The 12,324-nt window shown below is 62.4% G+C and carries 11 protein-coding genes; 7 read left to right on the top strand and 4 right to left on the bottom strand.

The features are described from left to right. Nucleotides 1–1,599: TonB-dependent receptor (locus tag ACRECS_RS26855; RefSeq protein ID WP_431586040.1), on the top strand; the 1,599-nt coding region annotated here is incomplete at its 5' end. Nucleotides 1,600–2,185: 586 nt separating this feature from the next. Here ACRECS_RS26855 and ACRECS_RS26850 read toward each other — a convergent pair. Continuing rightward, nucleotides 2,186–3,070 (bottom strand): AraC family transcriptional regulator, encoded by an 885-nt coding sequence (locus ACRECS_RS26850; RefSeq protein ID WP_431586039.1) that lies wholly within the window; start codon nt 3,068–3,070, stop codon nt 2,186–2,188. Nucleotides 3,071–3,248: 178 nt separating this feature from the next. Continuing rightward, entirely contained in the window at nt 3,249–3,845 is a 597-nt protein-coding gene (locus ACRECS_RS26845) for a CGNR zinc finger domain-containing protein (protein ID WP_431586038.1), read from the bottom strand. 141 nt (nt 3,846–3,986) lie between these two features. Between ACRECS_RS26845 and ACRECS_RS26840 the strand changes: the two genes are divergently transcribed. From ACRECS_RS26840 to ACRECS_RS26830, 3 genes are all read left to right on the top strand, one after another. Beyond that, nucleotides 3,987–4,877 (top strand): alpha/beta fold hydrolase, encoded by an 891-nt coding sequence (locus ACRECS_RS26840; RefSeq protein WP_431586037.1) that lies wholly within the window; start codon nt 3,987–3,989, stop codon nt 4,875–4,877. Nucleotides 4,878–5,094: 217 nt separating this feature from the next. Beyond that, nucleotides 5,095–5,529 (top strand): YciI family protein, encoded by a 435-nt coding sequence (locus ACRECS_RS26835; RefSeq protein ID WP_431586036.1) that lies wholly within the window; start codon nt 5,095–5,097, stop codon nt 5,527–5,529. Between the two features lie 102 nt (nt 5,530–5,631). After that, on the top strand, nt 5,632–6,279 hold the full coding sequence (locus tag ACRECS_RS26830) for a glutathione S-transferase family protein (protein WP_431586035.1): 648 nt from the start codon (nt 5,632–5,634) through the stop codon (nt 6,277–6,279). Nucleotides 6,280–6,422: 143 nt separating this feature from the next. Here the strand turns inward: ACRECS_RS26830 and ACRECS_RS26825 are convergent, their stop codons facing one another. Together ACRECS_RS26825 and ACRECS_RS26820 are read right to left on the bottom strand one after the other, a co-directional pair. After that, the gene (locus ACRECS_RS26825) at nt 6,423–6,941 is read right to left on the bottom strand and encodes a hypothetical protein (protein WP_431586034.1); all 519 of its coding nucleotides are present in this window, start codon (nt 6,939–6,941) and stop codon (nt 6,423–6,425) included. Then, nucleotides 6,938–7,642, bottom strand: coding sequence for a hypothetical protein (locus ACRECS_RS26820; RefSeq protein WP_431586033.1), 705 nt, complete (start codon nt 7,640–7,642; stop codon nt 6,938–6,940). The genes ACRECS_RS26825 and ACRECS_RS26820 overlap by 4 nt, the downstream gene beginning before the upstream one ends. Before the next feature lie 369 nt (nt 7,643–8,011). On the opposite strand from ACRECS_RS26820, the gene ACRECS_RS26815 reads away from it, so the two are divergent. The 3 genes from ACRECS_RS26815 to ACRECS_RS26805 all read left to right on the top strand — a co-directional run. Beyond that, complete coding sequence (locus ACRECS_RS26815) at nt 8,012–10,255, top strand: glycoside hydrolase family 3 N-terminal domain-containing protein (protein WP_431586032.1); 2,244 nt, start codon at nt 8,012–8,014, stop codon at nt 10,253–10,255. Nucleotides 10,256–10,537: 282 nt separating this feature from the next. Beyond that, a complete protein-coding gene (locus tag ACRECS_RS26810; RefSeq protein ID WP_431586031.1) occupies nt 10,538–11,026 on the top strand; it encodes a MarR family winged helix-turn-helix transcriptional regulator in 489 nt (162 codons plus the stop codon). Nucleotides 11,027–11,053: 27 nt separating this feature from the next. Further along, nucleotides 11,054–12,324, top strand: a 1,271-nt coding sequence (locus tag ACRECS_RS26805; protein ID WP_431586030.1) for a TonB-dependent receptor, incomplete at its 3' end; no start/stop codon positions are given.

Raw genomic sequence — 12,324 nt, 5'->3', positions numbered from 1 at the left:
CAGCGGCGCGACAATTGGGTCACCAACACCGCCTCCCCCACTCTCGCCGATCGCAAGCTTGAAGGCTATCGCGACCTCGCCGGCCGGTTGCTGATCGGCTATGAAAGCGGCGACTTCTCCGCCCTGCTCAATGTCCATGCGCGCGATCTCGACGCCACGCCGCGGCTGTTCCGCGCCGGCGGATTCCGCCCGGGCAGCAATGATTTCAACACCGGCTTCGACATCAAGCGCATCTCGCTTGACGGCCTGACGAGCCAGAATTTGAACGCCTTCGGCACCAATCTGAAACTCAATTACACATTCGACGGCGTCGGCACGCTGCACACCATCACTGCCTTCGAGAAGGTCAAGGTGCAGAGCACCGGCGATGTCGATGGCGGCAGCTGCTACGCCTTCATCCCCGGCTGTACGCTCGGCACGATCAATGTCGGCGGCTTCCCGGTCAACACCGGCGGCACCACCAAGCCGGAGGAATTCAGCCAGGAACTGCGCTTCGAAACCGAGGACTTCAACGGCCTGCGCGGCCAGATCGGCGCGTATTATTTCCACCAGAAGCTGATCTATAACGAGACCGCCTATGACGGCACCGGCGCGCTCACGCAGAATGTCCTGCACGATAACAAGAACGAGAATTTCGGCCTGTTCGCCTCGATCGAATATGCCGCGACCGATGCGCTGACACTGCGCGCCGGGGTGCGCTATTCGAAGGACAACAAGACCGATTGGGTCGGGGGCCTCGCCGCTTTCCCGGGTCAGCCGTTACCGATCACGACCAAGGTCAAGGGCGACAATGTCTCCTGGGACGCCAGCGCCAACTACAAGGTCGATGACCGCGTCAGCATCTATGCGCGCTTCGCCACCGGCTATCTCGGCCCGGCGATTTCGGACCGCGTCAATTTCGGCGACTTCCCGACCACTGCACCGAAGCAGACCACGATTTCGGGCGAAGCCGGTATCAAGACGCAATTCAGCAGCCGGGTGCGTTTCGACCTGACCGGCTATTACTTCCGCACCAAGGATTTTCAGGTCACCGCCGTGGGCGGAAACAACAACTCCGCCAAGCTGCTGACGGTCGACAAGGCGGTCGGCTATGGTCTTGAGGCGGAACTCAACGCACGACCGGTCGACCCGCTCGTGCTGACCGCCGGCCTGAGCTACAATTTCACCGAAATGCGCGACCCGACCCAGTCGGTTGCAGTGTGCGGCGGTGGCTGCACCGTCACCAACGCGCTCAATGGCGCCGGCCGGGCGATCCTCGATGGCAACGACCTGCCCCAGGCGCCACGCTGGATCGCCAACTGGACGGTGCGCTACGGCATCCCGCTCGCCAATGGGGATGAGATCTTCGCGTTCACCGACTGGGCCTATCGCAGCAAGATCAATTATTTCCTCTACACTGCGAAGGAGTTTCGCGGAAAATCGTCGCTCGAGGGCGGCCTGCGCATCGGCTACAAGACGGCGGGCGGCATCGAGGTCGCGGCCTTTGCCCGCAACATCACCAACCAGATCCGCGCGGTCAGCGCGATCGACTTCAACAATCTGACCGCCATGGTCAACGACCCGCGGATCATCGGCGGTTCGGTGAAGTTCAGCTTCTGATCGATTGCCCCCTGTCCGCTATGCCGGACAGGGAGCCTATCGACCGGAACGTGAATTCATAAACCACGTCTCGACAGAGCGTCCGGGACTGGTGATCCGTTGCCATTCGCGGGAGGGGCAGTTTCGATAATGTCCGCCATCATGAAGTCGCCGCCGCAGCTCCCCGTGATACACCACACATTTGAGACGCCGCTGATTGCAACCGGCGGAAAGCTCGCCAGGTCTGCCTCTGCTGTTTTAGCAAGATAGATGGAGGCTCGCGCAAACGGGCGCTCTTTCCGGAGAGTGTCAACCCAAGCCCGGACGGCATCCTGTTCATCGGATGCGCGTACCTGCGACACATGGGTCGTGCCCCTGAATTCGCAAACGAAAGTGAAGAGACGGGCGGCCATGTGGGTAGCCTAATGGGCCCGATCAAACTCTACTACTCGCTCTTTAGCCGTCAGTCCGCATTTCTGCCCAAAAAACACGACGGTCCGCTCTCGACTACACCGCTCACTGCAGCAGCAGTGCGAATAGCCGAGAGCGGTAGGGAGCAGCCCATCCGCTGCTCACGATCGAACGGGACAGACCGCCATCCCGAACGCTATTTCAGCGGCAGAAACAGTTCCACGATCACTTCATGAGCCGGCACCTCCGGGATGGAGGACAATTGCCGCCGGCAATAGATTGGGAAGTCACGCGCTTCCTCGCCACTGTCCGGGAGCCAGTCACGATAAAGGTACAGCGCGGCGGGCTCGAGATTGTGGGTATTGCCGGGATAGCGCAGCACCGCGCAGCGTCCGCCGGGGATCACGCCCGCCTTTATCTGCTCGCCGTTGACCTCGATCGGCTGGTCGGTCCCGCAACAGATGTCCATGCTGTAGTCGGCCGGGATTACGGGCTCCCGTTCGGAACGAAAGATCGTAAAAGTAGGGCTTGTTTCGGGCGACAGGCCGGCAGCCTTGCGCCAGGCAATGAACCGCTGAATCGTGTCGCCGAGCGTCGCCCGGTCACCGCGATGCTCCATGATTGCTACCGGCGTCGGGGGCACGTCGCGGATCGTCACATCGTCTGGGGTAAAGATAATCTGCATGAGCTTGCTCCTCGCATTGTCCAGAGGCCCGAAGGCCGCAAGCCACGGCACCCAGTCGGGCGATTTCCGGAACGACGAAGGCGATTGCCCGAACCGTTGCCGAAAGGCGCGGGCGAAGGCATCCGGTGCGTCGTAACCGGCATCCATCGCGATGTCCGTGACGCTTTGGGCGTCCAGATGGGCCAGCTGGTGCGAAGCGCGCTTCATACGAGCAAGCTGGACATAGCGGTGCACGGACACCTCGAAAGTTGCCGTAAACTGCCGGTGGAAATGAAATTTCGAGAAAGCGGCGATTCGGCTCACCGTGTCCAGGTCCAGATCACTGTCAAGATGCTGGTCGATATGATCCAGCACCCGCAGCATCCGGGCATGATAGTTCTGAAACGCTGCCGTCATCGTCTCTTCCTCCGTGGCGGCACCAGCTAGTCGCTATTGGCCATGGCCCGCTCGACCGATCTTGCGGTTTGACATGGATCAGCCGGAAACTTCCCATGGCCGCTACAGGCTCGTCCGATCTGCAGATGAATCGCGAGAAACGGGTCGTCAGCCGTTAGTCCGCATTTTTTCAGCAGCTTTAGCCAGCCTGTTCTTTGTGGCGCGATGCCTTCTCGCGGTTCCCACAAGTCCGCATGCTACACCAACGGCGTCTTCCTCCTCGTGATGTATCAACGAAAAGCCAACCACAGCGAGGGCAGGAGTGGAGCTTTTCGCGCGGTAGGATGAAGAATGCCTCGATCGAAACCATGGCCAGGAAGGCGGTGACGGCATTGGGATCCTGCCACTGCAGAGTGGTGAGCGCCGGCCTTGTATCGTTCAGTTCAACCGGCCCGGCGGAAAGCCCGTTCGCAGCCCGAAGAAACAGCAAGCCGAGTGCCTCTGATGACGGCGAGATGCCGGTGGCGCGCGCCTCGAAAATTGCGAACGACGCTTCCCTTATTTCCCGGACGCGTTCCACAAGCACATCGCTTGCGACTCCAGCCACAGCTTCTGCTTGAACCTCATTGGCAAGACCCGTGGCACGGAGCCAGTTTCCGACGTCCCGGGCGGATTTTAGAAGCTCATTGTCACGCGCGGGAACTCGCCTGTCAAAGACCGCGTTCGCGAGGTCCAGGGCAGGATGCCCGCCGACGAAATGCTCCGGCACCCACTCTGTGTACGCATCAATCGACATGGAACCTAACCGCTATATCCGTGTTATGAGGTTATATACGAACTAACCGCTTTCAAGCAGATATCCGGTTTTGGCGAGCTGGGACAGCAAAGATACGGTGTGAACCAGACTGGTCGAACCGGCATGTCACAGGAGAGACATATGCTGGACGTTCAGAAAACCAGGCATCGCACGGTCAATGTGGATGGGGTGAACCTGTTCTACCGCGAGGCGGGGCGGCGCGGCGCGCCCGGCGTGCTGCTTCTCCATGGTCAACCTTGCTCATCATACAGCTTTCGCAACGTCATCGGCCCGCTGGCCGAGGTGGCGCGAGTCGTTGCACCCGACCTGCCGGGGTTCGGCTTTACCGAAGCTCCCGACGATTATGAGTACACATTCGATGCGATGGCGCGGACGATCGATGCTTTAACGCATGAGGTCGGGCTGGAGCGGTTCTTCCTTTACGTCCACGACTTCGGCGCGCCCGTCGCCTATTATCCGGCGCTGGCGCGCCCCGATCGTGTGCTCGGGCTGATCATCCAGAACGGCAATGCGCATCAGGAAGGCCTCGGACCGGACTGGGACGGAAACAAGACCTACTGGGCGGATCCTACTCCCGGGAACCGCGAGAAACTCCCGGAGTGGCTGAACTATGAAGGCGTGCGACACACATATGTCGGCGACATACCGGATCGGATCAAGCCGGCCATCGCGCCTGAGTGCTGGCATCTCGACTGGGAGCGGATGAACCGGCCGGGGCTTGTCGAGATACAGTTCCGTATCTTCGCCGATTATGGCCGCTACGTCGCTCGTTTCCCGGAGATCTCGGCCTATCATCGCAATCATCAGCCGCCCGCGCTGCTGCTCTGGGGCCGGCACGACCCGTATTTCGAGATCGAGGAAGTCCTTGCCTATGCCCGCGAACTCGATCGGCTGGACATGCATATCTACGACGGAACACACCTTCTGCTCGAGACGCACCATCAGGAATGCACGGCGCTGATGCGTGAGTTCATCGTGAATGTGCAGACCGGCGCAGGTGGTTGCGCCTGAGTTCAAGTTCCAAAATGAGCTTGGGGAGCGCGCACCGGCATTTGCATAGCCCGCCAAGTTTGTGATCCTGGATGCCCGTTTGGGGGGCAAGTGTCGCACGCTTCCGATCCAGAAAACCTGCCGAGAAAAAAATTGCAGGGCGATGTCGATTTCCGACAAGCTCGCTCGTCGTTCCGATGAGACGCCAAAGGGGCCGGCTCAAACCAGGAGACAGACAATGCGTGTGATGGTGTTCGTGAAAGCCACTGAGAACAGCGAGCAGGGCATGGCGCCCACGCCCGAGATGATGGAAGCGTTCGAAGCGATGGACCGGTTCACCGAGGAGCTGGTCCAGGCCGGGGTCTTTGTGGCCGCCGCCGGCCTCAAGCCCAGCGCGCAGGGCAAGCGCATTGTCTGTGAAGGTCCCGGCCGCACGGTCATCGACGGTCCATTCGCCGAGGCCCGCGAGTTGGTCGCCGGCTTCTCGATCTGGGAAGTCAGGGACATGGACGAGGCCGTGGCCTGGGCGAAGCGCAGTCCCAATTGCATGCCGGGCCGCAGCGAAATCGAGATCCGGCCATTCTTCGAGGCGGCGGATCTGGCCGGGTTCGTGACACCCGAGGAACTCGCAACGCCTCGAGACGGCGAGCGCGGGAAACTCGGCGTCGCCTGATACCTTGGGCCGCAGGCGGCGTGTCTCGCCTGCCGCCTTTTCAATCTCGTTGGTGCCCATGACTGCTTTCTCGAAGCATCATGCCATCATCGGAGTGCTACCATGACCATTACCATTACCGCCTTTGAACGATCGCCCGACGGCGGCAAGGGACTGGCGCGCGATACGCGCGTTCGCTGGGCGCTCGAAGAAGCCGGCCAGCCTTACCAGGTTCGGCTCGTCTCCTTCGCCGAGATGAAGGAACCCGCGCATCTGGCGCTCCATCCTTTCGGCCAGATTCCCACCTATGAGGAAGGCGATCTCTCCCTGTTCGAGACGGGCGCGATCGTCTTTCACATCGCGGAGCAGCATGCGGGCCTTCTACCGGAGGATCGCAACGCCCGCGCGCGCGCGATCACGTGGATGTTTGCCGCGCTCAACACCGTGGAGTCGCCGATTCTCGAACTCGTGACCGTCAGGATTTTGGAAGGGGACAAGCCCTGGAGCAAGGAGCGCCTGCCATTGATCATCGACCGTATCCGGGACCGGCTGGACAAACTTTCCGCTCGCCTGGGCGATGCCGACTGGCTCGATCATGCGTTCAGCGCGGGCGATCTTTTGATGGTATCAGTGTTGCTCCGACTGAGAATGTCGGGCGTCCTGGACGAATATCCGAACCTGGCTGCCTATGTCGCTCGCGGCGAAGCGCGGCCCGCCTATAAACGGGCTTTTGCCGCGCAACTGGCGGTAAACGCCCCGTCGACCGGCTGAAGGATTCGTTCGCAAGCTGTGATCGCGCGCGGTTGCCTGAATCAGCCCGCTTTCTGGCTGATCTGCATGAAGCCCATAGAAAAGGCCGCTGTCCGTATCTCGGACAGCGGCCCAATGTACTCCGGTCGCCGGGTGGCGATCGGTTATTTCTTCTCGTCCGTGGCCTTGTCGTCCTTGGCAGCCTTATCTGCCTTCGGCTCCCAGAGTTTCAGGCCTTTGGCCTTTTTGCCGAACTCTGCCTGATCCGACGGCGAGATATTGGCCCTGCCGGCCATGATACCCATGCCGATCTTGCACTTCACGAAATAGGTCTCGTCGGGTTCGATCTCGAGATTGAGGACGTCCGTCTTCTCCCCCTCGGTGCGATACGCATGCTTGCCGGGTTCGGCCATATGGACCCAATATTTGCCTGAGCCGAGCCGGGCGATCTGCTGTTCGGCCGCTCCCTCGCCTTCACGCACGGTGCAGCCAAGCGCCGCTCCCATCAGCGATCCGGGGCGATAGAACACGATCATCCCCTTGCCGGCGGCAGGCGTGCCGATCGTGCCAGATTTGGTGGCGATCGCCGCGGTGGCCGCGGCGGCAGCATCCTGGGCAATGGCGGGAACCGCCATCCCCGCCACGGCGACGGCGAGCATCAGCGACGCGATATTCTTCTTCATTCAGACTTCCCCTCTTGGCTGGAAACAGATGCCGGCACCACGGTCGGTGCTGGTGTTGGTGTTGCAGGAGACGGCGTTGGGATGATCGCGGGTTTCGGCTCCGCCGATACAGGGACCGTCATAGGACCGGGCTCCGCGGGCGGCGCCACCATCGGCCCCGAGCCGGCGCATTGCGGTGTCGGTGATACCTGGATGTCGACCGGCTTGCTCAGCCGGGCATGGGCGAGCGTCCTGGCGGGGATGATCGTTTCCCCGCCCTTCAGGAACAGCAGCGGGGTGGCAATGACGCCCACCGCGATCGTCGCTGCCATCAACGTGCCGGTCTTGTCTTGCCCCGCCCCGCCCAGCTTGAGCCCGCGTAGCCCGACCTTCGTGTCGCCGCATTGCAGATAGCGTGCGGCAAGGATCAATTCGCCCGCCTTGCCCAATCCTGTCGCCCTGGCGGCATGAACGACCTGTCCCTCACCGACAATGCCTGCCGGAAGCACGACCTTGCCGTCGACCGTTATCGGGACGAGCGATCGGATCGCGAACATCTGGTCGATCTTGCTGGTCTTCGAGCTCAACGCATCGACGATCTCGAAAGTGAACGTCGTGTTGGCCGGAACACGGACAAAGCCTTCCGCGACCGGGCTCGGCTCCGGCGCTGCGACGGCGGCCGGTATAGCCTCGGTTACCTGCGCGCCGGCAACGGATGGCATTACTGCCAACCCGGCCCCCAGCCACGATAAAATAGACGACGCCCCCGTCATACAGATCCCCCTGGAGGCTCTTCTGACAAGGCGAGGGCAGAAGCACAAGCACGATTACCGCCCCGCAGATCATGGCGCAGATGTCTCCATTCCCGGGTCAAAAATGCTCCCGAGGCATTTTCCGCTGGGGATGCCAGCCCCACGCCCCTACCGGGATGACCGGACCCGCTGTTTTCCCCGCTGATCCGGATCGAATCCAATCGCATCGTGACTCACGGCGATTTTTATGGGAACGTTCACAACACCGATCGTGAACGTTATTTCCCTGCTCCGGTTCACCCGTTAAGGCATGAAGCCCCTTCCCCAGGATATCACCCCATGCAGCTTTCCCGCCGTGCGCTTCTCCAATCCGGTGCGATGGTCGCCGGATTCGCTCTCGCCCCACGCGCGGCGCTGGCGCAATCGGACCGGATCGAGAGCCTGATCGCGCGCATGACCCTGGCGGAAAAGGCCGGCCAGCTCAGCTGCTTCAGCGACCTGCTCCGCGCGCCCGGCATCGTGTTCAATCCCGGCGCGGCGTCGGGCAATACCGCAGCACAACTCGCCAACATCCGCGCCGGCCGCGTCGGCATGTTGTTCAACGGCACCGGCGTCGCCGGCGGGCGCACCATGCAGCGCATGGCGCTGGAAGAAACCCGGCTCGGTATTCCGCTGATCTTCGGCGCCGATGTCATCCATGGATTGCGCACGATCTTCCCGATCCCGCTCGCCGAGGCCGGATCGTTCGACCCCGATCTGGCGGAACGCACCGCGCGCGGCGCGGCGCTCGAATCCACTGCGCTTGGCATTCACTGGACTTTCGCGCCAATGGTCGATGTCGCACGCGATCAGCGCTGGGGCCGCGTCGCCGAGGGTTCGGGCGAGGACACCTGCCTCGGCCAGGCCATGGCCGCCGCCCGCGTGCGCGGCTTCCAGGGCAAGGATCTGCGCGACCCCACACGCATGCTCGCCTGTCCCAAGCATTTCGCCGCTTATGGCGCGGTCGCCGCCGGCATGGATTACAACAGCGTCGACATCTCGATGGAGGCGCTGCGCGAAATCCATTTCCCGCCGTTCGAGAGCAGCTTTGCGGCCGGTGCGGTCACCACCATGTCTGCGTTCAACGACATCAATGGCGTGCCCGCGACCGGCAATCACTGGCTGCTGACCGATCTGCTGCGCGGTGAATGGGCATTCAAGGGCGTGGTCGTATCCGACTGGACCGCGGACGAGGAGCTGATCGCGCACGGCTATGCCGCCGATGGCCGCGACGCCGCGAAAAAGGCGTTCCTGGCGGGTGTCGACATGAGCATGTCGAGCAACCTCTACAATCTCCATCTGCCCGCGCTGGTCGAGGCCGGCGAAGTGCCGGTCGCTGCGGTCGATGCTTCGGTCCGCCGCGTGCTTCAGCTCAAGGATTCGATCGGCCTGTTCGACAATCCCTATCGTTCGATGGACGCCAAGGCCGAACGCACTCAGGTCACCAGCCCGGCGCTGCGCAAATTGTCGCGCGAGTCCGGTGCACGCTCGATCACGCTGCTCAAGAATGACGGCGGGCTCCTGCCGCTCAAATCCAATCCCGGCCGCATCGCCCTGATCGGCCCGTTCGGTGACGACCGCGACAATGTCGTCGGCATGTGGGCCTTCATGGCGGAGAAGACGATCAACGTCGATCTGGCGAGCGGTATCCGCGCGAAACTCGCCGATCCAAAGCTGCTCGACGTGGTCAAGGGCAGCGATGTCGAAGCCCCCTTGCCCGGCGGCATCGAGGCAGCGGTCGCCGCGGCGCGCGCCGCCGACGTGGTGCTGCTCGCAATCGGCGAGACGCAGAACATGTCGGGCGAGGCGCAGTCGCGCACCGCGATCATCGTGCCTCCCGCGCAGCAGGCGCTGGCCGAAGCGGTCGCGGCCACCGGCAAGCCGGTGATCGTCCTGCTCCGCCATGGCCGCGCCCTGGCACTGTCGGGCGCGGTCAAGGATGCGCCCGCGATCCTCGCCACCTGGTTCCTCGGCAGCGAAGCCGGCAATGCCATTGCCGACATATTGTTCGGCACGGTCAACCCGTCGGCAAAGCTGCCGGTCAGCTTCCCGCACGACAGCGGCCAGGAGCCCTATTTCTACGGCCACAAAACCACTGGCCGCCCCGCCGCCGGCACGCCGGGTGAGGAATATAAGGCGCGCTACCGTGAGACCAGCAATGACGCGCTGTACCCGTTCGGGCATGGCCTCAGTTACACCAGCTTCGCGCTCTCAGGCTTGCAGGTCGGCGGGCCACTGACGTCGAACGGCACACTGGTCGTCACCGCGTCGATCGCCAATACCGGCAAGGTCGCAGGCGCCGAAGTGGTGCAGCTTTACATCCGCGACCGCGTCGCCAGCCGCACCCGCCCGGTGCGCGAACTGAAGCGCTTCGACCGCATCACGCTCGCGCCGGGGGAAACGAAACAGCTCCGCTTCACGCTCACCGCGGCCGACCTGCGCTTCTGGGCCGGGGACAAATGGACGGTCGAGCCGGGCGCGTTCGATATCTGGCTCGGCACCTCGTCGGTCGGCGGGCTGAAGGGTGGCTTCGAACTGGTTTAGAACTGTTTCCGCGCCGGACGATCAGGACGTCCCGCGCCGGCGCTGCACCATGGTGCGCCCTCGTCACAGCCTGCACGCCTTCCCGTAACTCAAACTGCGGCACTCCCGGCTCGCGCCTGGCGCTTATGCTTCGTCGCCCGGCACCTTGGCGTGGGCCTCCGACGCCGCGCGTCCGGGGTCCATAAGATGCATTTTTCATCATCCTCTTTTTATCTAGATTGTTATGTGATATTACAGTTTTTGTAAGTCCCCTTTACAAAAGCCGGGACCGGGAGAGGATGGATGGGAAAGACTTCCAATATCAGGCAGATGCCGCCGATCGCGGTGCTCCGCGAATCGCCCGACCGCCTCGGCCTGCGCATCACCATGGTGCAGATTGCGGTCTATTCTCACCTCGCCCCCGAGCTTGCCGAACTGGGCCTGACGAGCCCCTCGCGCCTCACTGCGCTCAACCACATCAACGCCAATCCCGGCTGCAACCAGTCCGATCTCGCAACTTTTACCGGCCTCTCGCGCGCCAGCGTCAAGACCATGATCGATCAGCTCGAACATGCCGGTCTGGTCGATCGTCTGGGTTCGGAGGACGCGCGAATGAACGCGCTTCACCTGACCGGACAAGGCCGCGTCGCGCTGGCGTCAGCGCTCGAACGCACCGCGATCAACGAGGAAAAGATCTTCGGTGAACTGTCCCCCGCCGAACAGGCGACGCTCAAGCAGCTGCTTGAGAAGGTCATCCGCCACGCCGCCGAACTTGATCGCTCAACCAGCTGAAAAATTGGAAAAAGAGGAGGATGAACCATGAAGCATTGTCTCAAGATCGCGTTGCTGGCGTCGCTGGCATGGCCAGTTCATGCCCAGGCACAAGCCACGTCCCAGAACCAGGCTGAACCTCAAACCGAGCCCCAGCCCGATGCGAGCGCCGAGGCCGCACCCGATGAAGGCGAGATCATCGTCACCGCGCGCCGCACCGGAGAAAATCTGCAAGACGTGCCCGTCGCGGTGACTGCCTTCTCGACCGCGGCGCTGGAACAGCGCGGGGTCGACACGCTCGACCAGATCGCCAAATACACGCCGAACATCCGCTTTGACGGTGCCGCCGCGCTGTCCGGCGGCAATTACAACGCCACGGTATTCGTGCGCGGCGTCGGGCAGAATGACTTCGCCATCTTTTCCGATCCCGGCGTCGGCTTCTATGTCGACGATGTCTATTATGCCCGCTCGATCGGTGGCATCATGGATGCCGTCGACATCGAAAGCGTTCAGGTGCTGCGTGGTCCGCAGGGCACATTGTTCGGCAAGAACACCATTGGCGGCGCGGTCCTGATCACCACCGCGAAACCCGATCCCAGCGAGATCTCGGGCCGGATCGAGGCGACCACCGGCAGCTATAACCGGCTCGACGTGAAGGGGATGATCAACCTGCCGTTGATCAAGGATGTGCTTGCGTTGCGCGTGTCAGGCGCGATGCTCAACCGCGACGGCTATGTGAAGCGCCTGTTCGACGGCGATACCCAGGGCGACCGCAATGCCGACATGATCCGCGCCAAGCTGCGCTATCAGCCCAATGACGTGCTCACGATCGATATCGGCGGCGATTATACCCGCGCGCGCGAGACATCGGCCCCGTCCGACCTGCTCGCGGTCGGCAATGCACCGGGCATCACCGGTCAGCCTTTCCTGGTCAATTATAACCGCTTCGTCGCGCCGACCCTCGGCATCATCGCGCCGAATGGCCAGCCGACGCTCAACCCCAGCTTCATCACCACAAGCCCGTTCGAAACCTGGGCCGGCGGTCCCAACCGCAACGATCTCGATCTCTGGGGTGTGCAGGGCACCGTCGCCTATGATCTGGGCAGCGCGACGCTCAAATCGATCACTGCCTATCGCGACATGAAAGCCTATTTCGCCCGCGACGGAGACAATACGCCCTTCGTCTTCCGCCAGACTACCAACGACGATCGGCAATGGCAGCTCAGCCAGGAGCTCCAGCTCGCCGGCAAAGCTTTCGGTGACCGGGTCAGCTATGTCCTTGGCGCTTTCTATTTCAAGGAGAAGGCGTCGGATATCGC

Origin of the sequence: Sphingomonas sp., assembly GCF_050725575.1 — a bacterium.
GTDB lineage: Bacteria > Pseudomonadota > Alphaproteobacteria > Sphingomonadales > Sphingomonadaceae > Sphingomonas.
Note: the sequence above shows the minus strand (reverse complement) of the source record. Positions and strands in the feature narration are given on the sequence as shown.